At 43.3% G+C, this 26,801-nt stretch carries 13 protein-coding genes; 10 read left to right on the top strand and 3 right to left on the bottom strand.

Annotation, left to right across the window (positions count from 1 at the left end; translation table 11 throughout):
* Window positions 1–106: 106 nt before the first annotated feature.
* Window positions 107–1,300, bottom strand: coding sequence for a FecR family protein (locus FSB84_RS25085; protein ID WP_130540589.1), 1,194 nt, complete (start codon window positions 1,298–1,300; stop codon window positions 107–109).
* 155 nt (window positions 1,301–1,455) lie between these two features.
* Window positions 1,456–2,040 carry an RNA polymerase sigma factor gene (locus FSB84_RS25080; protein ID WP_130540588.1) on the bottom strand — a complete coding sequence of 195 codons (585 nt, stop codon included), beginning with the start codon at window positions 2,038–2,040 and terminating at the stop codon, window positions 1,456–1,458.
* A 211-nt stretch (window positions 2,041–2,251) separates the two neighbouring features.
* Between FSB84_RS25080 and FSB84_RS25075 the strand changes: the two genes are divergently transcribed.
* Window positions 2,252–3,373 (top strand): TlpA disulfide reductase family protein, encoded by a 1,122-nt coding sequence (locus FSB84_RS25075; protein ID WP_130540587.1) that lies wholly within the window; start codon window positions 2,252–2,254, stop codon window positions 3,371–3,373.
* A 97-nt stretch (window positions 3,374–3,470) separates the two neighbouring features.
* Window positions 3,471–4,091 carry an HAD family hydrolase gene (locus FSB84_RS25070; protein WP_192909888.1) on the top strand — a complete coding sequence of 207 codons (621 nt, stop codon included), beginning with the start codon at window positions 3,471–3,473 and terminating at the stop codon, window positions 4,089–4,091.
* Between the two features lie 54 nt (window positions 4,092–4,145).
* Here FSB84_RS25070 and FSB84_RS25065 read toward each other — a convergent pair whose 3' ends face one another.
* Window positions 4,146–4,568 (bottom strand): hypothetical protein, encoded by a 423-nt coding sequence (locus tag FSB84_RS25065; RefSeq protein WP_130540586.1) that lies wholly within the window; start codon window positions 4,566–4,568, stop codon window positions 4,146–4,148.
* 241 nt (window positions 4,569–4,809) lie between these two features.
* On the opposite strand from FSB84_RS25065, the gene FSB84_RS25060 reads away from it, so the two are divergent.
* The 8 genes from FSB84_RS25060 (at window position 4,810) to FSB84_RS25025 (ending at window position 26,795) form a co-directional block, all read left to right on the top strand.
* Window positions 4,810–5,994 carry a TlpA disulfide reductase family protein gene (locus tag FSB84_RS25060; protein WP_130540585.1) on the top strand — a complete coding sequence of 395 codons (1,185 nt, stop codon included), beginning with the start codon at window positions 4,810–4,812 and terminating at the stop codon, window positions 5,992–5,994.
* A 672-nt stretch (window positions 5,995–6,666) separates the two neighbouring features.
* The gene (locus FSB84_RS25055) at window positions 6,667–9,072 is read left to right on the top strand and encodes a hypothetical protein (protein ID WP_130540584.1); all 2,406 of its coding nucleotides are present in this window, start codon (window positions 6,667–6,669) and stop codon (window positions 9,070–9,072) included.
* 13 nt (window positions 9,073–9,085) lie between these two features.
* Entirely contained in the window at window positions 9,086–10,174 is a 1,089-nt protein-coding gene (locus tag FSB84_RS25050) for a hypothetical protein (RefSeq protein ID WP_130540583.1), read from the top strand.
* A complete protein-coding gene (locus FSB84_RS25045) occupies window positions 10,152–10,655 on the top strand; it encodes a hypothetical protein (protein ID WP_130540582.1) in 504 nt (167 codons plus the stop codon). Before FSB84_RS25050 ends, FSB84_RS25045 begins: the two co-directional genes overlap by 23 nt.
* 9 nt (window positions 10,656–10,664) lie before the next feature.
* Entirely contained in the window at window positions 10,665–17,426 is a 6,762-nt protein-coding gene (locus tag FSB84_RS25040) for a hypothetical protein (protein WP_130540581.1), read from the top strand.
* A gap of 18 nt (window positions 17,427–17,444) precedes the next feature.
* Window positions 17,445–18,215: a hypothetical protein gene (locus tag FSB84_RS25035; protein ID WP_130540580.1), complete on the top strand. Its 771-nt coding sequence runs from the start codon at window positions 17,445–17,447 to the stop codon at window positions 18,213–18,215.
* 46 nt (window positions 18,216–18,261) lie between these two features.
* Complete coding sequence (locus FSB84_RS25030; protein ID WP_147122357.1) at window positions 18,262–21,654, top strand: hypothetical protein; 3,393 nt, start codon at window positions 18,262–18,264, stop codon at window positions 21,652–21,654.
* Window positions 21,651–26,795, top strand: a complete 5,145-nt coding sequence (locus FSB84_RS25025; RefSeq protein ID WP_147122355.1) for an RHS repeat domain-containing protein — start codon at window positions 21,651–21,653, stop codon at window positions 26,793–26,795. The genes FSB84_RS25030 and FSB84_RS25025 overlap by 4 nt, the downstream gene beginning before the upstream one ends.
* Window positions 26,796–26,801: the final 6 nt, after the last annotated feature.

Raw genomic sequence — 26,801 nt, 5'->3', positions numbered from 1 at the left:
TGTTTGGTTATTTAATTCGTGAAAGCCGAAATACAGATCACCAGACTCCGCCGCTTTAGTGGACCAGACTAAGGCGGCTTTTTAGTGACCTTACAGATCTAAAAGTTTATTTAGTTACAATTACTTTTTTTCCTTCAATCCTGAAATTCACTTCCGAGCTTTCGAGGATCTGGAAAAGATCCTGTAAGCTGATATTCCTTGTCATCTTTCCGATGAATTGCGGATTGGGCACATCTTTTTCATACACCACTTCTATATCGTACCATCTTTCCAGCTGACGCATCACTTCTCTCAGGCTGGCTTTTCCGAAATTGAAATAACCATTCTTCCAGGCCACGGCTTTATCCAGATCCACATCATTGATCACTGAAATGCCGGCTGATGCTGCGTTTCCGCTGTTGCTGATACGGGCCTGCTGACCTGGTTTCAATACTACAGTTGAGCCATTTGCCTGATTGGTTGCACCGGCAGAGATTTTCACGCTGCCATCCACCAGTGTTGTATTCATCTGTTCTTCGTTCTCGTAGGAATTCACGTTGAAACTGGTGCCCAGTACTTCAATGCCAGCGCGGTTATTCACGATCACAATGAACGGGCTTGCCTGGTTGCGCGCCACTTCAAAATATACTTCTCCTGTGATGTACACTTTTCTTTCGTTGCTGCCGAACACGGCAGGGAATCGAACGGAGCTGCCTGCATTGAGCCAGATCTTAGAGCCATCGGCCATCGTCATATGGAACTGACGGCCCTTGGGGGTGCTGAGTGTGTTGTACACCAGTTCTGCCGGGGCCTTGCCGCCGGCATAGCTCAGTTGTCCGTTTGCAAGTACGGCATTGGCTCCCTGCTGGGAAGCAATCACGCCATCGCGGGCACTGTCCAGCGATACCTCTGTTCCGTCTGCCAGCGTTAGTGTGGCACCGTTAGTGCCGGGAAGGATGGGCTTTGCAGCCATCGCTTCCGGCTCAACGGTAATTGGTGTTTCCTTGTTAATGGTAAGGAAAAAATAAGCACCTGCTGTAAGTACAATCACGGCCGCTGCGGCCCAACTGATCCTTTTCAGCGAACGGAGCCGGCCTCTGGGCGCCGCATCCGGTATTGTGTTTTCACGGGTTTTGTATGCTTGCAGCACCTCTTGGATGCCTTCTTTCCAGGGGCTGCTTTGCAGGTCTGGCCTGGGTTCCAGTACGGGCCTGGCTGAATGGAAAGCATTGATGCTTTCGATCACTGTTCCTGTTTCATCGCTGTTGATAAGGTTTATGAGTTCCTGGCATTCTTCTTCCGAAGCAGTATGCTGCTCCATTCGGGTTAATAAGTATTCAAGCCTGTTTGACGTTTCCACAAAATGGTATTTAATAATGAGGATGGTTTAATGTGCTCCGGTAGGATAAAGAATGGAGCCTGCACCTACGTACGTACGCTGTGCTTTCAAAAAGTAATCATCAGTGTGAAAAAAAATTATAGACGGGTAAGCAGGAGGGCGATGGGCACTATGATACCCTTGCTGGCAAGGGCAGCCTTGAGCGCTTTTCCGGAGCGGTATAATGAATTCTTGACGGCCTGCACATCCATGCCCAGCTGATCTGCGATGACAGCCGGTTTCAGGCCGGCTTCACGACTAAGACGATAGATCTGCTGAGATTTTGGAGGAAGCTCATTGATGGCAGCGAGCACCAGCCGGGAAGCTTCTGAAAAATGAACAGCTTCTTCAGTGGCATTTTCTGCTTCCTGTGTGCTCATTTGCTGCGCGGCGCGTTCGCGAATGATCTGTTTTTTAAGCCAGGAATAGGAGCGGTTATAAGCGATCTTGAAGATCCAGTTGCGGGGCTGATCAACGCCATTGAGTTTTTCGCGGTCCATCCAGAGGTAGAGGAAAAGTTCCTGGATGATGTCTTTCACCAGCAGTTCGGACTTCACGATATTGAAAATAACGGGGTAAAGCTCAGGCAGGTAGAGGTTGTAGAGTTGTTCGAAAGCAGACTCGTCGCCTTCGGCAATGAGGGCAAACAGCTCAAAGTCTCTATTTGTATTGTTTTCCTGCAAACTTTTCTTGTACGGATTGGGTCAACGCCGAAATTAAGGATAAAAAAAGATGTATATCCCATAATTATGAGAACGGTATGGCTTTAACAATGCTTTTGTGTAGCCGGAAAGGCTTCCGGTGGTTAACTATTGACCGTTCGTACTATTCTGCCGCAAATAAACCGTCTTTGGCCTTAAATTGGCAGTCCTGAATTTTTAAAAAAACTACAGAATGAAAACAATCATTTCCGCATTACTGCTGGCTGCACCCGCCGCAGTTTTCGCTCAACAGGACCCCGCCTTTACCATCAAGGGTAAAGTGGGCAAACTGGAAGCTCCGGCCAAGATCTATCTGAACTACAGGGAAAATGGCAATAACGTTCTCGACTCCGTTGTATTCAAAGGAGGCGCTTTCGAATTCAAAGGAACACTTGGCGGCCCTACAGGCGCAAGGCTCATTGTTGATCATACCGGTGAGGGTATGAAAAGAGTGATGGACATGATCACTGTATATGTTGAGAAAGGAAATGTAACAGTGGATGCAAAAGATTCTGTTAAGAATGCAACCGTGAAAGGTTCTCCCGTTCACGAGGCTTTCCTGGGATACAAGAAATTCCTTTCTGGTCCTGACGCCGTTCTGGAAGCTGTGAACAAAGAATATTATGGCGCTCCCCGCGAAAAACAACAAGACACTGCTTTTGTAAATGGCCTGATCGCGAAACAAACACCTGCGCAGGAAGAAAAGAAAAAACTGCAGGCTGAGTATATCAAAAAGAACCCTGGTTCTTTCTTCAGTCTTGCTGCAATAAATGAACTGGCTGGCGCTAATTTCGATCCTGCTGAGATCGAACCTCAATTCAATGCGCTCTCTGCTGACCTGAAAGCTTCCAAAGCTGGTAAGGAATTCGCTGAGCGTATCGATATCGCCAAGAAAACTGCAGTAGGCGTTGTTGCTCCTGATTTCACTCAGAATGATCAGAACGACAAACCCGTGAAGCTGTCTGATTTCCGTGGTAAATATGTACTGGTTGATTTCTGGGCTAGCTGGTGCGGCCCCTGCCGCGCTGAGAACCCCAACGTAGTGAAAACTTACAATGAGTTCAAAGACAAAAATTTCACTGTCCTCGGTGTTAGCCTGGATAGCAAAAAAGAAAACTGGCTGAAAGCGATCGATGACGATCAACTGACCTGGAGCCATGTTTCTGATCTGAAGTTCTGGCAAAATGCTGTTGCTGTTCAGTATGGTGTTCGTGCAGTGCCCACGAATCTGCTGATCGATCCTAATGGAAAGATCGTAGCGAGAGACCTGAGAGGTGAAGAGTTAGGTAAGAAACTGAAAGAGTTTATCAACTAAGATGAATTTGTTTTTATAGGAACGGGGCTGCCTGAGAAGGCAGCCCTTGTTTTTTGGGATTTTGCATGCATCATTTTATTTACTCTAAAAGTTCCTGATGAGTATTTCAACATTGATCGAAGACAAGCTGGCTATTCTTACAAAGCTGAGTGAAGGAGACTTTGAAGCATTTTTATACGACTGCGATGGTACGCTGGCAGATAATATGGGCGCTCACAAAGCCTCATATAAGGCTGTAGCAGCAAACTATGGTATCGATTTGGATGTTTCGATCATAGATGAACTGGCAGGCTGGCCAATTCCTGCAGTGTCTGAAGAAATAAGAAAACGATACAAAACCGATTTTGATCCAGCTGTTTTTACTCAGCAAAAGAATGCACAGTTTGAGGAATCGTTTATCAACGAGACTCGTCCGGTTGAATTTGTAGTTGAACATTTGAAGGCGCATGCCGGCAAATTTCGCATAGGCGTGGTGTCTGGCAGCGAGCGAAACGCTGTTGTGAAAACAATGCAGATATTAGGCATTGAAAGCTTAGTGGAAGTGATGGTCTGCGCTGGCGAAACGCCACATGGGAAACCTTTTGCTGATCCATTTTTGGAGGCGGCAAAGTTGTTGAATGTTCAACCTGATAAATGTTTGGTTTTTGAAGATGGGGATGCAGGAATAAAAGCTGCGGAAGCAGCTGGAATGAAGTGGATACGGATTGATAGAGTATAGGGGATCATTTTCGTGATATCACGAAAATGATCCAAATCCTTCCCCGGCGCGGATTCATCGTCTGATCCCCGCCTTTTTTTGCCGGCTTCCGGACTGTCCACTTTTTTTCTTTTCCTTTGCCGCTTTCTCTTGCGGTGGAATAAAAAGATGATCATCAAACAATGCAAACCACAATCTTTGTAACTGGTGGATATAACTGAGTATCCTGATCCTTTTGCTCTCATCGATACAAAACTCCCATTGTCCATTTTTCAAAGGGCGAAGCAGGAATTCTACTGAACCCTGTTGCCGGAAATAGATGCCATTCGGGTGCCTGAGAAAACCCAGCCGTTGTAGTTTTTGCGAGTCAATGGGAATAGGGCTGAGGTCATTGGTGAGTGTTTGAATATTCACAAGATCATTTTCCTGGATCAGTATTGTCCGGTTATTCAGCTTGAAGAAGCCAAACAGCGCGATTTCTTCTAATTCTACGCCCATAATTCAAGTTCAATTTACTAAAAATATTAGTAAACAGGGTTGGCCTTTCAAAATTGTCAGGATGATTTCTTCTCAGGAGTTGTTAATATAAATGAAAATTCATCACTTCTTGAAAGCCGGATAGTCCTTTTCCCGGCGAGCGGTTACTAATATTGAATCCGGTTGGATAAGCGCGTTGTACATCCTTACCGGAGGGAAACAAATAAAAGTAATTGCTACAAAAAACGAAACAATCAGCAGTATGAAAACTCAGCTTTATCTTTTCTGTCTGGCAACGCTGGCTGCCAGTTGCGGCGAAACAAAACAATCCCAGGGATACAGCATCGAAGGGAACATAAAAGGCGTTGATACCGGTTTGGTCAAACTGACTTCCTATGATGACGAAACACGAACCAGTAAGGTGCTGGACAGTGTGCCTCTAACCAACGGCGTATTCCACATAAAAGGAACGATCCCGGGCCCAGAGATGGCTTCCATAACAATAGGGGAAGGTAATTGGGGACTTTCCTTTTTTCTCGAAAACAGTAACATTACAATCAAAGCAGATACCACCGGCGCTGAACACTATGATTACGTTGCATATGGCGGTGCTAAAGGTGCCGTGCTGAAAGATTTCACTATAACCGGCTCCGCCAATCAGGATCAATTGATGGCTTTCCAAAACAATCCCGGTCTGAAACAATATGAGACCATCCAGGCTGAGTTGGGAAAAGCATATCAGAATGCACCTAATAAAGAAGAAGGCTACAAGATCAAAGAGCAACTGGATTCCATTGGCGATCTGTCCATGGCTGCCAGAAAGAGGATCATCGATAGCTTTGCAGTTGCCAGTCCGGCGACTGCAGCAAGTGTTTACCTGTTGTACGATTATTACAGGTTCAACGAAGCAATGACTGCTGCCGATCTGGAATCAGCGATCTCAAAATATAGCGGCCCTGCACAGTCCACTGTTTATTTCAAAAGCCTGTTGAAGAATCTGGAAAAGAAGAAAGGCTTATTGCCCGGTAAACCCGCGCCTGATTTTACTTTGCTGAAAAGAGACAGTTCTCAATTCACTTTATCATCATTACGTGGTAAATATGTAATGCTCGATTTCTGGGCAAGCTGGTGTGTGCCCTGCCGCAAAGCCATTCCACATTGGAAGGAAGCATATGCGAAATATCAGCCGAAAGGTTTCGAGATTGTAGGCATCACTAATGACAGCCGCTGGTCTGATTGGTTCAAAGCCCTCGATGAGGAGAAAATGCCCTGGCTGCAGGTGGCTGATGAGTTTCCAGAGAAATTCATGCCATCAAGGGTAGGGACAATGTATATGACACCCTACCTGCCTTGTTATATTTTATTGGATAAAGAAGGAAAGATCATACTGCACAATCCGTCAAAAGAAGAACTTGATGCGAAGCTGAAGGAGCTGATGGGAGCATGAGTTTATAGGATAGTATAAAAATGGAAAAAGGGTCGCGGATGCAATCCTTTTTTGTTGCCAGGTTCTGGCATATGGAGTCTGCCGGTGAAGCGGATCTTACCAGATTGGATTGCCATAGAACAATGGTTTGAATGTTATGAAAATGAAATGTAAGCTACGAATAATTTGGAATGAATGAATTGGTGGATTCTATTAAAATGCAGTAGTAGCAAGGTTTTTGTGGTTTCTTTTACAGTGTTTTGCTGAGATGTTCTTGTCAGAATTCTGAGCAGATTTCCTTAGATGATAATATCAATGGTTATCCAGGTAGCCAGGAGGCATGAAAGCATTTGTGTGGCATGGCCCCATCTTTTTAAGGTCTTCACATTGCTAAGCAGAAATACTTAGAGACACTCAAAAGATTCTATTGCTGTTTGAAAATTGTTAAAAACACAAGCCATTTTTTTTTGTCAGGTGGAATAAGAAGTGCAAATTTGGCTTCTTATAAACCAATCCCTAATCGAAATGAATATCAATAAACCTTATACTGACGGACAAATTACAAGCAGAAAACTTTTCGTCTTCAGCCAGCGAAAGCATTAAAACTTCCCGTCTTCGTATTGATGTAATGACCGCCAGCCCTGCGTTATCATCGTATTGTACTTATTGATTCCAGATTATTAATTCTACCGGATGCTACTAATAAAACGAGCAGCCGCCATTGTGCCGGCCCTGCTTTCCATTATGTATGCGTCTGCCCAGCAATCTGACAGTTCTCAGATCAGGCGAAAGCTTGATTCGCTTGGCAGCGCCATGAAGTCAAAAGGCAATTCCGCAATTTCCGATGCTAAAAAGGAAGTTGTGTCCTTATCGGGCATTCCGGGCAGTACCCTGAAGTCAGGCTGGAATGATATTAAATACGGGGTCAGCGCACAACTGCTGCCCAAGACCCAGTTATTCCAGAAAGGAATGTCTTTCAAATCTCAGCTTCCTTCCCTAAAAACCGGTTATGCATACCTGAAAGATGCATCAGGATCGGATACTGGTGTATATGCAGGACTTAACCATGTGTTCAATTACGATGTCCAGGCCGGGGTTTCCTTCATGCAATTGCCTTTCAATTTCGCATTCAGTGGTTATAATGATGTCTATTCCTTTAATAATCCTTCACCGGAACAACTGATCAAATTCAATTTCGATCACAAGGCTTACCTGGAGAAGATCAGGAAGCAGGTGGCAGATAAAGTAAATCCAGATGCAGTACTGGCAGCCACTACGGAAAGGATCAAAGCTATCAGGGAAAGATATGAGCAACAGCTCAAACAAGAACTGCAGGAAATGCAGCAGTCTTATCAAAAGCAATACAAATTAGCCCTGGAAATACCCAATGGCGTAACTGATCTCAATACATCGGATCTGCAAAAACTGAAGAGCACCATGTTTGCGCAGGCAGACAAAACTGCTTACGAGCAAAGTGTACTCAGGCTACAGCAGCATGCATTGAAAGGTGAAGCGGGCTCTGACTCTTCTACGATCGGGGATGAAGCTGAAGTGAATAAGATGGAGACTTTGAAAAAAATGTACGAAAAGGTAATACAGTACAAAGAGAAGTTTACCAATAATAAGATAGTTAAACAACTTCAAAGCCATCTTCCTTTTACTCCTGATAAATTTAAGGATTACCTGAAAGATCCTGCGAATCTCGATAAAGTTGTAGGCGAGCATGCTGAATTGAGTTCACTCCAAAGAATTTTCATGAGCATCACTAAACTTGATATCGGACAGAATGCAGTGGAGTCCGGAGATTTCGGAATGCAACAATTCGTGAACTCAGGCATCAACACTGAATTCAAAAACAAAAAAGCATCCTTCGGATTCATATACGGGAAAAATAACACGCCCAATAATTTCCTGCAGGGCGGACTCATGAATGGAGTTTCCAATGAATATTCCACGGTTACTGGTTTTAAGCTGGGTACCGGATCTGGCAGCCCGATAGATCAATCGGTTTCTGTAAATTTTTATGACTACAAAAACTCATATGGACAGGATTTGGAGGATGTTGCCATGAGGCCTGCTTGGAACCCGTCTTTTGCAAGAAGGGATGCTGTGATCACATTGCATACCGGACTGAAAACCGGGTCCAATCAATGGAATCTGGATCTTTCCAAATCCTTCGGCGCTACAGGGCAGGGCAATGGTATCAATGAATCCCAAAAATCCGACGCATACTCCAAAGTATTCAGCAACCAGGGCAACTCCAATTACGCCGGATTAATAAGTTTTGATGGCGAAGTGCTAAACAGTGATTTGAGGGTTTTTGTGAAGAAAGTTGGCTTAGGATACAACAACCCGGGCAACTATCTGCTCAGAAGAGGCGAAACCCAGGTAGGGATTGGGTTCGGTAAAAAGGTCCTTCGTAACAGGATAAACCTGAAATATGCTACCGATTTCAAGCAGCAGGTTTTCGATCCGGCAAAAAGATATGTGCACCAGGCATTCTCCAACAAATTGCAGGTGGGATACAAAATAAAAGGCAACAACAGGGTTGGCTTGTTATACCAGAGAAGCGATTTCAATTCCAAACTTTTTGGAGACGGCTCAGCCACTGGTGCGAATAGCAGATGGCAGGCAGACGGTGCCTATACCCTCAGACTTGGATCAAGAAAACTGATGAACAACCTGCTGGTGAGCAGACAACATTTCGATATGCCAATGCTCGAAGACAGCAGCTATAAAAGCAATAATACACTGGTCTCTTATACGGCTACCACCTTGTTGAAGCAGTCGCCTCTCAGTTTGACTTTACTGCTCAATAAATCTGATAACAAAGACTATCTGTTCAATACTTCCATGTTCTCAGTGGAGTCGAACTATTCATACAATGTTTCTTCCCTGGTCCGGTTGGGGAGCGGGATAGGATATTATTCAAATACAGGATGGAACAGGCAGCTCGGATGCCGCCAGCAGATATCGGGAACGCTGATGAACAGGCTGGACATCGATCTGGAGCTGTCTTACAAAAAAGCAGTGAAAGTGATCCGGGAAGAAATGGCTGATCAACTTTTTATCACAGCAGGTATGCGCATGAATTTCTAAAAAAGTGGGCTTTATGAAAAAAATTCTGATAATACATTTCGTTTTGCTGGGTTGTTTGTGCAGCGCTTTCAGCCAGGTGAACTTTCTTTTCATTCCTGAAGTGGCCGGCAGATCGATCGATGGTCTTGGTAACCTCAAACTGCAAAACCTTACAGGTACGGCTAAACGGGGTTTTGTGGTGATCACTGTATCGGAAACAACTACCCGGCAAAAGATCCTGAGCATTGAAACGCCGGAGATCAATCTGAGTGCAGGAAATAATAGTCTACCTGTAACTGTCTACAAAGGCAGCAGGTTCAATTTCGCTACTAACAATTATGCTGCCATTGTCAATCAGACGCGCAGTTTTCCTCCGGGTAATTATTATTACTGCTTCCAGTTCATCAGTGCAGATAAGAATGAAGAGTATGAAAACTGTTACGATGCTGAAATATTGCCGCTGGTACCTATCACGCTAATCAGTCCGTCCGATAAGGACCAGATCTGTCAGAAGCGTCCGGTGCTCACCTGGCAGCCACCATTACCATTTCATCCGTCTATGAGATTTCGGTTATTGCTGACCGAAAAAGTGAACGGTAGTCCTGTAGAGAGTTTGATGATGAATACCCCTTTACTGCTGCTCGACAATATTTCAGGGACCACTATCAATTATCCTGCCTCCAGGCCGGAATTGAAAGAAGGTAAAACCTATTGCTGGCAGGTGATCGCTTTTCAGCAGGGAGTTTTGGTTTCCAGGTCTGAGATCTGGGAGTTTACCGTGCAGTGTAATGAACCGGCCAAATCCTTACCGAACGATAGTTACAGGGAGCTGAGATCGCTGGAGAAAGCAAATTACTATATCGCAAACCGTGTGCTGAAATTCTCTATGCAGAACGCTTACAATATCGAAAAGCTCAACTACACTATCCTCGATGTAAGCAATGGCATGAAGCCTGTGAAGCATATCCCTGTTGTAAAATTAGTGATCGGTCTGAATAAAATAGACCTGGATCTGACGGATCTGGAACTGGAACCAGGCAAACATTATTACTTAAAGGTATATCCCTATAACGAGAACCCTGTTTCTGTAAGATTTGTGTATGAAGATAAAGATGAAGAATAATTGCGTGGGCGCCCTGTTGCTGTTGATACTGGCAGCAGCTTGTAAGGAAACAACCCCTGCCCGTAAAAAACATGAACTGGAAATATTCTGGCCAGGATCATTCTTTTACCTGGACCAGGTGAAGAACAAACAAGTGATGCAGATAAAGGATGCAGAGGAAGATAAACTGTATGCTTCTTACCTGGTTGGATTTCATGATAGTGCCTGGGCTCCGGATCCTCAGCAGCCAAAGAAAGCCGAAGAAAGGCAGGTCTACTACCAGTTCAATATGTCGAATAATTGGAGAGCAATTGTGAATGGAGATTCCCTGTTGCCTGTTTTCTATCAGCCTGTTCCCAATGCGGACAATAAAGTAAACGCAGGCGTTATCGTATTCCAGCTACCGGAGGGAACAAGACCGGATACATTGGTGTACAGGAATGCTGGTGATGGTTGGGAGAACATGATCATTTCACTGAAACAACACAAACTAATTCAATAAGCTCGCAGGATGAAGACTAAAAGAAGCCGTAAAATTACCGCCTGGTTCTTTCTGATCACTCTTTCTATTCAAACCCTGTGGCCATCTATGGCCTGGGCGATCACTGAAGGACCCTCACAACCTGAAATGTCGAAGTTTGAACCCGTTGGAGCATCGGAACTGGTAGACCTTTTCACAGGTGATATGAAGTATAATATTCCACTGATGGATGTTGGTGGTTATCCGCTCAATCTTTCCTATTCATCCGGCACAGGCATCGATGATGAAGCCAGCTGGGTAGGAGCAGGATGGACATTGAACCCGGGAGCTGTTACGCGGAATATGCGTGGGTTGCCTGATGATTTCAAAGGTGACCAGATTGTGAAGGAATATACAAGGAAAGAGTTCAAGAAGATCGGTGGTAAGATAGTGGTGAAGCCTACCATTTTCGGATGGGAGATAGGAAAAGTGGCATCTTTCAAAATAGGTGTTTATAAAGATAATTATTACGGAATTGGTGCAGACATAGGCGCCAGTCTGGGTTTCAGCCAGGCTATCGGTGGAAGGAGCGCTATGACGGCAGGATTAGATTTTACTTCCGATAGCAGAACCGGAGTGAACCTGCGACCATCCTTATCACTCAGCGTACAGCGTGCAGACCGTGAAGAGGCTGAGCTGGGGAGTATCTCCGGATCTTTTGCCTACAATACGCGTGGTGGTTTGAAACAGGTTTCTCTCGGTACTTCTTTTTCTCCATTCAAGATCCAGGGCAAGGTCCCTAAAACTGAACTATCGGCCACACATTATTTTGGGCAGAGCTATACGCCGGAGATCAAACACAATACTTTTTCTCACAATGAAGCCCTGAGCTTCGACGGAGGTATCACCGGCTGGGGAGTATATGGAGGATTGGGTGGTGAAGGGTATATGAACACCGAAAAAATAAAAGAGAAAGTATCCTTCACACCGGCATATGGATATCTCAATTATCTGGATGGCAAAAAGAATCCACATGGACTACTCGACTTCAACAGGGAAAAAGACGGAACCTTTCTGCCAGGCGCTCCATCAATAGCAATACCTGTTGCTACACAGGATTTCTTCATGGCTTCCAGTCAGGCGGGTTCGAGGCAGTTCCGCCCGCATTATGGTGGAAATTATGTTGTGTATGATAAGCCGCATGGTCAGACTACGCTCGACAACAGGGTAGGTATCACTTTCGGAGCCGGCTGGATCAAGAAAGCCGGAGGACGTTGGGATATTACTGCTTCTTCAGCAGAGACCGGAAAATGGAGCAATCATAACGGATATCTGGGAGCTGCAGAAACGCCATTCACTGACAATCCCAACGAGGAAAAAATGTATTTCAAGCAAAGCGGTGAGCTTTCGGTATCGGATAAAAAGTTTTTTGGGAAGTTTCATAACACCACCACGCAGCGGGTTGGGCTGGCGAGAGTGAATAATGGCAGAACAATTGGTACAACCCAGAAACTGGTTGCCAGAGGGGGAATCGAAAGTGCTGTGAGCGATATCAGGAAAGTGGATAGAGAAGTAAGAACTACTACGATGTCTTTTCTTAACGCAATTGACGCCAGCAAGTATGGGCTTGATAAAAAAATAAAGAATACCAGTCATACGGGGCAGAATGTAGACATAGAAAGGGTGGCTCTGAACCTCAGAGAACAGCATCATATTTCTGAAATGACGGTTACAGATAATGAAGGGAAAAGAATCGTTTATGGCATCCCGGTATATAACAATTTTCAGCAAGAGGTTTCTTTTTCTGTAGCAGGCCCCTCCAATGCATCAGCTATGGAGAAAGCACGCCGGACCGGCCAGATCGCATACCAGGGATTGGATAATACACTCGCAAATGATAAAGGAAGGGAAAAGCTTTTTTCAAGAGAAAGAGTACCATCCTATGCTACCTCCTGGTTGCTTACAGGGATCCTGTCTCCCGACTATATAGATCGTACGAATGATGGTATCACTGATGATGATTATGGCACTGCCATAAAATTCCAGTACAAACAACATGCTACTGATTATAAATGGCGCGCTCCTTATGCAGCCAATACTGCCAATTACAATGAAGGTTTCCTGTCGGATGTTAAGGACGATAAGGCCAGCTATACATTCGGAGAAAAAGAAGTGTGGTATCTCACCAGGGTAGTGGGAAATAAAATGACCGCTGTTTTCTATACTTCTCCGAGACAGGATGGCCTGGGAGTGGCGGGACACAATGGTGGCAAGGACGAAGTGCTCAAATTACTCAAACTGGACAGTATCAGGTTGTACACTGATGTTGAAATGAAGAAAGACGAAGCAGACAGGATACCCATCAAAGTAGCACATTTTGAATATGATTATTCACTTAACCCGAACATGCCCAACAATACCGGCGCCTGTGTACAATTAAATAATACCGCTGCCCCTGATTGTAATGACATCACTTCAGCTACCAGGAATATAAATTTTCATAAAGGAAAACTAACCCTGAAGAAAGTGTATTTTACTTTCGGGGAGAACAGAAGGGGAAAATCTCATCCATATGTTTTCCATTATGATAACCGCCCATTGTCGGAAATGGGAATTCCAGGGTTGCCTGCAATTCCATCCAATGATGAAGAATATACAGATAATTATAATCTCAGACAGGTTGATCGCTGGGGAACATACAAAAAGAGTTTTTTCAACAGACAGAAACAAGGCGGAACAAGCAGGAAGCTGAACAACTCCGAATATCCATACACGTTGCAGGCTGATGACCAGGCAGGATACGATGTGCGGAAACTGACCGACTGGTTTGCTTCACACTGGCAATTGAATAAGATTGAAACGCCGTCAGGAGCGATCATCAATGTGGAATATGAAGCCGATGATTATGCGCATGTACAGGACAGGCGCGCCATGCGCATGTTCAATGTGGTAGGTATAAAAACACCCCAGGGGATTATTGAAAACGTGGAAGTGGCCGCTGGCATGATCGGTGCTACCGGTCTGGTTGTAGAGCTGCCTAAAAATGTAAGCTCTGTTGCGGAGTTCAGGGACAATTACCTGAAAGGCGCGGATGGAGAATTTATTGATAAAGTTTTTTACAGAGTACTTACAGACATAGACAATGTTGGACATTTCGAATATGTTCAGGGACATGCGGCCATCGATCCCAACCCCAATAATTACCTGTGGCTCTCAGCCTCCAAAGTAGTGATTCCCTTATTGCCTGTAGGAGGCGCAAGCCCAATGTCATATGGTGCCTGGCAGACCTTAAAATCAGACCTGCCTCAATATGCATTCAGCGGGTATGATAATTCTGATTCAAAAAATTTCGAACAGGACTTTAAGGCAGCTATCAGAGCCATTGTAAAATCAGCTACAACCATGAGGGAATTGTTTCAATCATTTGAAACAACAGCCAAAAACAGGGAATGTGCAAATAAGATCAATCTGCACAAGAGTTTCGTTCGTTTGTATTGCCATCCTGAACAACCGAAGACCGGTGGAGGAACCAGGGTAAAACAGGTGACCATCAGCGATGAATGGAACCTTATGGGGCGCGGTACTGCAGAAAAAACTGTTACAGGTACTCTTTACAGTTATACAACTACCAGTGGGGGGAAAACCGTTTCATCAGGAGTTGCAGCGTATGAACCACAAATAGGTAACGAAGAAAATCCCTTCCGGGAGCCTGTTAATTTTACTGAGAAAGTGCATTGGGGAACCAGTCGTTATCATTATATCGAGAAACCATTCGGGGAAACTTTCTTCCCTGCGCCTGTAGTTGGATACAGTAAGGTGAGAGTTACTGCTGTTGGAGACGATTGGCTCAGGAACAGGAGCAATGCTTCCTTGCATACAGGATACATCGAGAATGAATTCTATACCGCAAAGGAGTTTCCGACAATCGTTGATAATCTCCCGCTGGACTATCAGAAGTATGAAAATAATATGATCGCACGCCTGTTCACCTGTACAGCCATAACAAGGGTAGCCAATTCCCAGGGCTTTAAAGTGGAATTGAACGATATGCATGGTAAACAAAAAGCAGTGAACATCTTCAACAAAGGCGGTGATAAGATTGGTTATACTGAGTATTATTATAATACCGTGGATGAAAAGGCTGCGGTAAAAGAATTAAACAATAATGTGCAGGTGGTTGGACCCGATGGGAAAATTGAAGAATCCCTGCTGGCCACTGATATCGATTTTACTACGGATGTCCGTCAGAGTTATAGTCAGGCTATTGGAACAGGGATTGGTACATATCTGGGTTTCTTCACAATACCAACACCATTTGGTCCGATACCAATTCCTTATGGGGCATTGAATTCTGCTCCAAGTATTTCAATCGAGAATTACAATGCTGTTTCTGCAGTTAAAGTAGTCAACCGGTATGGGTTGGTGAAGAAAGTCAGGACGATGAAAGATGGATCTGTGTTGGAGGCTGAGAATCTGGTTTGGGATGCGGAAACGGGGAATGTATTGTTGTCGAGTTCACAGAATGAGTTTAATGATAAGATTTACTCTTTTAATTATCCGGCATATTGGGCAGAAGGAAATGAGGGAATGCAAGGGGCCTATAAGAACCTGGGAGCATGCATAGAATTGACCAGCGATGCAACTTCGGGTATATTGTCTACTCCCATTCCTGCCAATCAAAGCTATCTTAATGCATTAAATCCTGGTGACGAATTAGTGAGCGTAAACGGTGATCTCCACGGCTGGATATACAAATATGGCTCCTATCTGATGCTTATGGATAAGGCAGGGGCTTTCTTGAAACCTAACGGGTTGTTCCAGGTTTTCAGATCTGGGAAAAGAAATCTTACAGGAGCAAGCGCTGGCACAGTTACAATGATGAAAGATCCTAGAGTATTCAATGGAGTAGATACCAGAATTGTGATCACAGAAGATAAACGGATACTGGATGCGAAGGCAACCGTGTATAAAGATGAGTGGCCGATGCCACTATCTGACAGTTTTGAAATCAAAAAAGTAGTAAAACCCATTAACCAAATTTTATGTATTGAGCCTCTTATTTTTGGTTTAATTAGTCAGAAAGTAGGTACCGGGCCGAGAGCAATTCTCAATACAAGTAATGTTATTGCCAGGGATATACTTATCGCGGGTAACGATCCTGAAGATTTTAAACCCTTGTGTGCTGACAACAAAAATTACACAAATAACATTCCAACTGATCTTAACACTACATTTTATCATCTTCACCAATCAAGGACTGATGAAAATGGACTAAAGACAATTTTACCAGGTGATAAAGCTACGATTGGACAATTTAAAATTGTATTCGATGAGATTTCAGCCGGGTTTGTGGCAATGATAAATCAAACCATTACCCAGGATCAGATGCAATACAAGCTTTACAATTATAATGGGGCTGGTGATGGCTATGAATATATAGTTGTCCGGGAGGAAGCAGTAAGTAATGTAAAACTGAATCTTCCATGGGCACCTGGTCCTTATGTGTTGTTATCACGAAAGATTGATTGTATAAGGGAAAATCCTGACGACTGGGATGATTTTTATAAGCCTATAGGTTGCTACACAGATAAATTACTCACGTTTCACTTAGAAGCGGAAAATGATCTATTGATGGACGTCGAAGTATGTTCTCCAGCCAGCGACTTTTACATAAATCCTTACTATGAAGGAATATCTGGTAATTGGCGCCCTCTTCATAACTACGCATATTCCACTGAACGTGTTCAGACTAAAGGTCTGCCATATCTCCAGGGAAGTACAGATATCCGGAATAGTGGGTACTACAAAACTTATGATCCTTTCTGGCTTTTTAACAATCAGAAGCTGACTACAAGTATTCCTGGAAATATCAATGCCCCTGCTCAAAAATGGATTTGGGGAGATCAGGCTATTTATTTTGACAAGAGATCAAATGGGATAGAAGCTGCAGCCCATCGCATAACAAACGGCGAACCTGTTGTTGCAAGCGATCCCGACAGGGTTTATTCATCTGCTTTATATGGCTTTAACGAAGAGATCATGCAATCAAGAGCAGTAAATGCAAGAAGAAATGAAATCGCCTTCGACGGTTTTGAAGATTATGCCATAGCAAGGCCACAGGGTGTGAAATGTCCGGTTTTCAGACACCTGGATTTCGGAATTACTAGTGCCAATAATGTTGCGTGCTCCGGTAATATTTGTGTGTCGTCGGACAAATCCCATACTGGAAAGTATTCTCTAAGATTGATAACTCCTTTTAGTCCTGTTACAATCGGCAAAAAAGCCGGCAAATCCATGCCAGCAACCTCTTTCCTGTCTAAGCAGCTGGAGGGAGTGAAGATCACAGACAATGAGCTGGGGGCAGGGTTTGCGCCAATACCTGGGAAAAAATATGTCTTCAGTTGCTGGGTAAACGACAACCAACCTAATACCAATATCATTCAAAACTTTAATCTCAGTATTAACGGAGGTCTGTATTTCCCTAATACTATCAAGGTTCCAGTGGTGGAAGGCTGGAAAAGGTTTGAAGTGGAATTTACTGCCGGACAACAATTCGTATTGAGTTTCGAAGCCAAGGCTGCCAATATTTTCATCGACGATATCCGAATTCATCCTGCCGACGCAAAAATGAACTCCTACGCCTACGACGAACAAACCTACAGGCTGATGGCGCAACTGGATGAAAACAATTTCGCCACATTCTTCGAATACGATAGCGAGGGTACTCCCATCAGGATCAAAAAGGAAACAGACAGAGGGATCATGACCATCAAAGAAAACCGTCAGTTCCTCAAAAAAAGAACTGATCAATAATCTTTAAACATTGGCCAAATGAAACTGAAACATAAAATATCGATAGCAGTATTGGCTGTTCTGCTTATAGGAACAGGCTCCGTGGTGATCGGGAAAGGATGGTTGGGTAAAGAAAAAATGGCAAAAATAGAATTGCCTGACGCCAATTCCGAATGGGAAAAGCTTGTTCAGCGCTACCAGCATTTGCAACAAACAACCGGCCTGAACCTTCAGGGCACAATAAAACTTTATGAAGGAGAAAATCCTGACAAGATAAAAGAGCAGAGTACAACTGTTATTCAAAACAAAGGGAATCAGTTCTATTATTCCGTTTCTGATGTGCGATATTATTGCGACGGAACAATGATGCTGCAGGTTGATCATATCAATAAGATGGCCATTCTTTCCAAAGCCGTCAAGGGAAACTATGGTCCGCAGGTATTTCCGCATATCGATGAATCGTTTTCGCCTGATAAAAAGAAGTTGGGAATTGCCGGACAGGTGGAAGGTGATGATCGCGAAAGAAGGCTCACTATGCAAAGTGAATTGAACCCGGAAATAAAAAAATACACGATTGTTTACGACCCCGCTACCTACAATATGAAAGGTGTAGAAATAGAATGGTGGAAAAGCCAGTTCAATGATAGGAAACCAGATAATTTCTGGGTCACTAAAATTGAATACGCTCATTTGCCAGCCGTGGAGCTCAAAATGGAAGAAGAGATCAAAAAGATCATTGCTGTGGAGAATGGACAGATCTCGCTTATAGGCCGGGAGCAGGATTATTCATTGGAAGTGATCAACAATTAGAGATCGCAGACGAAAATTTATTTCAATCAAGAAGTAAGCATTACCTATGTTACGTGCAACCAGATTATCCTTTATACTTATCCTTCTTTGCCAGTTGCTTTTTATTGCTACAGCGAATGCAAATGAATCCTATTTGCAGACCCTGAGCGGAAAGCTGAAGCAAAATGACTCCTGTGTTGTAATCGATGATAAATTCAGGAATCTACCATTGAATGAGTGGAATCAATTGACTCATCTTTCGGTAAATAATCTGGTAAGCTTTGAGCTGAGGCACGATACATCTATTTACTATTACAACCGTTCCTTTACCTGCTCATTGAACGTGACCATCAAGTACTATACGAGCAGGGACCAGAATACTCCCGAAGAAATCAGTAATGTGGACCTTGTTGTGAAATATGATACAGCAAAAGGATCTTCCTATCCAACCATTGCTCAATACAAGTTCAAAGATGCATTCAAGGTGGTAGTAGTGATCAACTCCATTACGTCTCCTGAATGGGGTGAAAACATCCCCGCCATCTTCAGGGTGAAGAATCAGATAACGGTAGACAGAAAATATCCGTTTTCCCCGGTGGTTACAGGCGCTTTGGAAATAAATGAAGTGACCGATAACCCATCCGGGAATATCTCCACTTTCTCAATCGGCAGCACACCAATAGCTGACAGAAAATTAAGTATCACATGGGCCCAGGCAGATTTTCCCGGATCCACAGAATTGGATCTCGAATGGACTTATATCGATAAAGAAACTTTCGACGCGGAAAAAATCAGAGTGGATTACACTTCACCTCAGGGAGACTTTGATATTCCGGATGCTGTAGTTGAAAAATTGATGCGCAATAACAGTACAAGGGTAACAATTACAACAGAGTTGGCGAGTGAATACACTATTAGTCTTCCGTATGCTGAAGGCTATCTGCTTGTAAGGATTCGCGGTGCTCACCAGCAGATTGATCCGGCCATGCGTGTAACTACCAACTGGGTCTACAGGAATGGAAGTAATAAGACAGTCTGCTATAAGATACAAACTCCTCATGAAGCCGATCTTAATTATCAATATACTGCCGCATTTGCCGAAGAAGGAAAGAAGAAAGAAATCATTACTTATTTTGATGGTACACAAAAAGAGCGGCAGGCTGTGACGCTGATGAACAGCGATGGTACTAAAAAAACTGAAAATGGACCGTTAACTCCTACAGCAACTGTTGCAGAAACCATATACGATGTATTGGGAAGGCCAACAATGCAGGTCTTACCTGCGCCAACAAAGAATAGCAGCCTTGGATTCTACACTGATTTTAATCAGAATAATAATGGCTCCGCATATAGTCATAAGGATATCATACTGACGTCTTCAACAAGTGAGATCTGCGGCCCGGGAGCAGCTATGATGGGCGTAGGAAGCGGAGCTTCAAGATATTATTCCAGCAATAATGAATTCCTCAATGATGCGGACTATCCTTTCACCAAATATGTTCCTGATGCAGGTAAGAAACCATATTCATTAACACAGTACACAGCAGATAATTCCGGAAGAGTGAAGCGCAGCTGGGGTGTAGGAGATCAGTTTCAGCCTTCGGAAACTTCAAAAGGTCATAGTACCGATTATTATTATGGAAAGCCATCTCAAAAAGAGCTTGACAGGCTTTTTGGCTCTGAGGTTGGAATTGCATCCCATTATTTGAAAAACATGGTGGTGGATCCCAATGGGCAGATCAGTGTCACCTACGTCAACGCGCAGGGTAAGACTATTGCTACTGCATTGGCTGGTGCTGCGCCACTAAATTTGGAGGCATTGCCATCCAGCACCAAACCCGATGCGCAATCGACTTTAACGCAAAGGATCATTGCTAATAGTGATTTTCAGCGTAACGCTTCTGAATTGAAGATGCAGGCTTCATCTGTTTATCTCGCAACTACCAATGGTGATTTCACTGTCTATTATAATGTGGATCCGCTGTCTGTTGTTACCAAACATGGTACGCCAGAGCAGCAGTTCTGCAGCAATTGTTATTATGAGATCCTAGTTGAGGTGAAAAATGACTGCGGAGAAGTGGTTGAGACGCATACTGCTCCTCCCTTTACCCTGAATGATGTTACCTGCAAAACGGAGCCACCCAGGATTGCAGGTTCGTTCAACTTGAATGTGAAAAAAATCGGTGAATACACTGTTACATACACATTACAACTAAGCGAGCAACAAATCAAGTACCATACTGATTACTATATTCAGAATAACTCTGATTTGCTGAAACTGCAGTATTTTTTTCAACAGGAACTAAACAAGCTGGATCTGAAAGGCTGCTATTCCAGTTGTGAATCCTGTAAAACATTGGGTACTCAGGAAGTGTTCAGATCAAAAGTGAAAGAGATTTTAGGAAAGGACCCATTTGAGGGGATTGACTTAACTGGTACGGCCGGTGCTGCGCTTGAAGCACGGATCAACGCAATGTATGTTGAACTGAAAGCCAATTGCGATGCGATTTCCTGTGAAGCTACCAATTCCTGCGAGGTATACTTGTTGCAGATGAAGGAGCATGTAAAAGCAGGAGGACAGTATGCGCAATATGATGTCACCAATGAGGGTGTGTATAGCCTTGTAATGCCGAACATCAATCTTATTCCTAAGTTTTACGAGACCAATACTCCGGATTTACAGTTTATTTCTGCTGCAGGTACTCAGGTTTCACGGAAAAGTTTATCTATCTCGGATTTGATCAGGGAGTACATTGTTCACCCTGAATGGGCTGATGATCTGGTTAAGCATCATGTGGAGTATTGCAGCTACGAATGGTGTATGAGCAATGAGAGCAGTTACAATTTTGACAGAACGATCAAAGAATACATAACAAGCGGACAGGAAGCAATAGATAAAGGGTATTACAACCGTACACCTAATAAGCTATTGTCAATGGACCCTTTCTTTGCAAATGGTGGTGCTGGTGCATCAAGGTTTCAGCTGATGTCGAATGACCTGGCTGCATACAGCAAGGCCATGAACATGCGGATGAAAAATGCTTCCAATGTTTACATGACCGATAAGAGTATTATCGGAATGGTAGATTGGGTGCTTTATTGCAAGCCTGGAGCTACAACTGCAACACATTCCGACTTTATTGCCTCCTGGACATGTAATCTCCCGGCAAACACCTGTCGTTCTACACAGATGGAATGGGAAATGTACCGGAACTTCTATCTGCAATTGAAATCACAGCATGTAGCTTTTGTAAAGGCGCTGGCAAAGCCCAATTGTACAAATTGTTTTATTGGTACCGATGGGCTTGAATTGTCGCAATTTGGTGGTTGTGCTCCGGCAGGACCATGTCCTTCTTCTAGTGATTTCCAAATCACCGGTACTTCCGATCAGGCCAAATGCGAAGGAGATTGTATGTATCAACGTCATCATTATAAAATAAGATACATACCCGGGCCGTGACGAAACGTGTTGCGGTCAGGGTAAAGCGAACGCAAAGTGGAGTCGCCGACGAAATAATAACTTTTGTTTTTGAGCCAGGAGAAACGGAAAAAGAAATAGGTACGGAAGTAGCAAGGCTCGCTGGCAGGTCATGTGTTTCTGGTGGCCCCGTATGCACGGCGAGACCGGGTGGTGTTTACTCGATAATTGCAGAGCCATTGGTGTGTACTCCTCCTTCTCTATGTGCATCAGATCCGAGGCGGGCTGACTATGCTAGTGTACAAAGAGTTTTCTACGAGTACGTAAATATGGAAAGTTTTCTATCATGCGTAACACAGGTTGCTCCTGCTACAAGCCCTACACCTTCTGAAGTTGTTGCCACCCTGAGACTGAAGCTTTTGGAAGAAATTGATTCCGATTGGGTGCCTGCGTGGAGGATCAAACTTATCGACATCCGGAATGAAGTACCTGCATTCAGTGGAATTGATGATGTACTCATAAATAACCTGGTGAATGCACTTAAAGCTGTAGCTGTTGCTTATCTCAATTCAATAACTAATGATCCGGAGGCGCTGCGGATTGTGAATACATTGCCTCCATCGGTATTGTCATCTTTCAATCATAGTAGCTTTGAACAGGCGTTCAATGAGATCATTGGTAGTACACTAGTGAAGAAAGGATTCTCACATTATTTGCTGGAAGGCGTTTATCCGTACGATAAATACCCTGTTTGGCAAAACCAGAATTCAGGTGATTTAAGTACTACTATATGCTCGAATATTGCAACGCTAAAAACAAGATATCAGGGATCAGGATTTAGCGGAACTTTCCACCAATATCTGCAGCAGGAACTTGAGGATGATTATCATCTTACGGAGCTGGAATTGCTGGACATTGAAAGCAGGTGTAGTGTTACTCCGATTTGTCGCTACATGAATGCGCCGCTTATATTACCAGCGGTATTTACCAGGGTGGTTACAAATCAGGATGATCTGTTTGTTGATTGTTCCAGAGTAAGTGGCTTGAAAACGTCTTTTGGAACCTTCTTCAATTCTGAAATGACACTTAGCCATCCTTTGTATACGTTGCTTTATACCAGTTTCCTTAACCAGGGATTGGGATATGCATTGTCTTTTAGCGAATATGTTTCCTTTGATGGTAAATGTCCGGGTACCGCTGTATTGTATAATAAGCCGGCATCTCCATTGCTCATGGAATATGACATGGTCTGCGTTAAAGACATTCTCAGACGTGCCTATGAAAGAGCAGGGCAGGAGTATGACTATTATATCACCCAGGAAAGAAAGAAATTCAGGAATAAATATATTTCTACTTGTTTGTCCAATGAGGCTTCTGCAAGTATAAATGGAACTTTGAGAGAATATCATTATACGCTTTATTATTATGATCAGAGCGGAAACCTGGTTAAAACAATACCACCGGAAGGTGTAAGATTCCTGACCGATGCAGAATGTGAGCAGGTAGATGAGTTCCGTAATTTTCCTGTTGCAAACTGCGATGGAACTGGTATACCAACAACAACTGATAAATTGGCTACTCTTACCAGTATCGGAAATCTCTGGAACGCACAGACGAGTAAGTCGCTTGAAATGTGGTTGTATTCCGGAGAAAATAGTACAGACAGGCAAGTACGGTGGGTAACAGCCAATGGTCAATACATGTTCCAGGCTGCGATCCATGATCAGAAATTATGGGTTGAGCTGTATACTTTGGAAGTTGACGGAGCAGCTCTGAATATTACGTTGACCAATCAGGCGGTGGCTGATGTGAGTCATATTCCACTTCAGACCTGGAGTCATCTGGTGGCTCAATCAACTGATTTTACAACTGCTGAATGGACTTTGTATCTCGATGGTAAGAAACTTACGTTGAGCAATCCTGCAAATGCTCCTACCTATCCTTTCTCCTGGGAAATAGCTCCCGGGCCTACGGTTCCGGATGATGATCTGGCTGTATTGAAGCATGTAAGGTTGTACAATAGGTCACTTAGCGATGGTGAGGTTGCTGCAAATTATCGGAATTCCTGTTTATCTCCTGTGGGATTACCAGCAGGTACTCCCATGGATCTGTGGGCAAGGTTTAATATTCCGGCACCGGGATCGGAAACAACAACAGGAGCTGGCAGTACGAATGAATTTGTGAACAGGTTTATTGTGCCGCAACACGGTCTACCGAGCAACTATGTATTCAATAGTTTTAATAAGGTGATCAAACAGGTTTCTCCTGATGGTGGTACTACTGAGTTTTGGTATGATAAATTGAGCAGGTTGGTTGCTTCTCAAAATAGTGAGCAAAAGGTGCCGACTGATCCTGCAGATCCAACTAACAGATATTCTTTCACAAAGTATGATGCTTTGGGCAGGATCAGGGAGGTAGGAGAGAAGACTGCCGGAATTGACATTACAACTATCAATCTTTCCAATCAAACAGAACTTTATAACTGGTATGCTCAGGGTACAGACAAGTCTCTTACTCAAACAGTATATGATGCTAACCCTGTTGAGGCTCCTGCAGGTGCCATATTAGAAAACCTCCGGCATAGAGTGTCTGCCAGCATTTTCAGGGAAACCAGATCTGCGCAGAAAATCAATGCAACCTATATTTCTTATGATATTTCCGGCAACGCTAAAACTGTCTACCAGGAAATTGGTGAGTTGAAAGCCCTCGATAATACAACTGGAATCAAAAAACTTGAATATGATTTCGATCTGGTAAGCGGCAAGGTGAATATGCTTACTTATCAGAAAGATAAGGGAGATCAGTTCTTTTATAAATATGAATATGATGCAGATAATAGGATTAAATCGGCATTGACGAGCAGGGATGGCGGCACCTGGAATCTCGAAGCCAGGTATTCATATTATTTGCACGGACCACTTGCCAGAGTAGAGTTGGGTAAAAATGAAGTGCAGGGTATCGATTATGCCTATACATTGAGTGGGTGGTTGAAAGCCATTAATGGAAAGGATCTGATTCCGGGAGAAGATATGGGAGGTGATGGTACTACTTTCTCCGCAGCAAAAAACTTCAGTCGTGATGAGCTGGCGTTTACGCTGGGATATTTCAATGGAGATTATGCTCCAATAGGGGGATCCAATGCGAATGCAATTTCCAGAAAGTTTGAGCCTGAAGTTTTCCCTGCTCAAACACCTTATGCAGGAACCGGAGCGCCATTATACAATGGTAATATCAGTAATTCAACTGTGCATATGGCGCCAGAAATTTTAGGTGCTGCCAAAGGATATACTTATCGATATGATCAATTGAACAGGTTATTGACAATGCGTCAGCATACGGGATTGCCGACAGGACATGGCTCAATATGGAATAAGACAAGTGAAACGGATGATTACAAGGAGTCAATCACCTACGATGCCAATGGGAATATCCTCACTTTCCTTCGTAATGCTTCTGCTGCAACTCAAATGGATGATCTGGCCTATCAATATAACATAGATGCGAAGGGGAATTTATTGAATAATAAACTCAGGCATGTAGACGATGAAATTTCAGCTTCGGCCTTTGATGTTGATATCGATGATCAGTCAGTTGATAATCATGAGTATGATAAAATTGGAAACCTGATCAGTGATGTTGCTGAAGGACTTGAAAAAATTAAATGGACTCCGTATGGTAAGATTAATAGTATTCAGAAGGCTAATAATGTAATTCAATATGAATATGATGCAACGGGAAACAGAGTCTGGAAAAGCTCAAACAATTCTGAAAAAAGAACCTACTACGTTCGTGACCCTCAGGGGAATGTACTTGCAGTTTATAATTATGATGCTCTATCCGGAAATGGTGGTCAAGGAGGAATATTGAGCTGGGCAGAACAACATTTGTATGGAAGTAACCGGTTGGGTTTATTGACACCCGAAATCACAGTAACTCAGGACTGGCAATACCAGCAGAACGGACCTAATTCATTTATTGAAGGGAAACGCGTATATGAATTGACCAATCACTTGGGAAATGTCCTAGCTACAATTAATGATAGGAAGATTGCAGTAGATCAAGACAATAATGGGATAAATGACTATTTTAGAGCAGAGTTACTTTCAGTAACGGATTATTATGCTTTTGGTATGCAAATGCCGGGTAGGAAATGGTCGCTGGGTAATTATAGATTTGGGTTTAATGGAAAGGAGAATGATAATGAGGTGAAGGAGGGAGATGGACTGCAGCAAGATTATGGAATGAGGGTGTATGACGCGAGGTTGGGGAAATTTTTAAGTGTTGATCCATTAATAAAGGATTTTCCCTGGTATACTCCATATCAGTTTGCTGGGAACAAGCCTATTATTGCTGTTGATTTAGATGGGGAAGAAGAAAAGATAGTAGTTAGTCCTTTAAAGAATAACGAACAAAACGGAGAGGTTAAAGTGTATACTAGTAAGGACGCGGAATTCAATACTTATTTAAAAAGCGTTCCCCCAGAGTTTACAGGAATGAAATCTGGAGTGGGTACACTTTATATTACACAGCATACCTTTTCCGCTTGGCTTAATCCTAATTTTAATAATTATACTTATAAGGAGGAGGATGTTAAAGGAGCGAAAAAGATATCCTATGACCACTATACAAATGGAATTATGAGAACTATAATGACTTCAAAATGGAGTCCCCAAAACATTAAATTAGCAGACTTTGGAGTTAAGGCCGCTGCTTTTGGTATAGATGCATCTGCCACTATCGGTAAAATGAGCACCACAGTTCCTGTAGGAGGAAATACTAACGAATTATCTGCTGAAGCAAAAGCTACATTCTCACTAAGATACATTGGTGATGAAAATAATAATAATTATGTTAATGCTTCCATCAGTGGATCATCCGAATTAAGCGGGGGATTCAAAAAAGGAAAAAATATCCCCGGTTTAAGTGTTGGGCCTGACGGTGAATTGTTTGGGTATGTGTCATTTATGAGTTCAGGGGCTGCTCCTGTTGCTGGGACAACTGCTAATGAATCAGTAACGAATTTCAGATTGGGTGCTTTTAAATTGCAATACTCTGTGAACCCTGACAACGGTAAATTTGATTTGAAAATTGGAGCATCAACTAAACCTGGAATCGAATTTAAGACTACTGCTAGAAAGAAGACAATAACTACCAGCAAAAGTGGTCTAAATCATCCTCTTTAGAATCAG

The sequence above is a fragment of the Pseudobacter ginsenosidimutans genome, from assembly GCF_007970185.1.
Taxonomy (GTDB): domain Bacteria; phylum Bacteroidota; class Bacteroidia; order Chitinophagales; family Chitinophagaceae; genus Pseudobacter; species Pseudobacter ginsenosidimutans.
The sequence above is the reverse complement of the archived record's forward strand: the minus strand, read 5'-3'. Positions and strand labels throughout refer to the sequence as shown.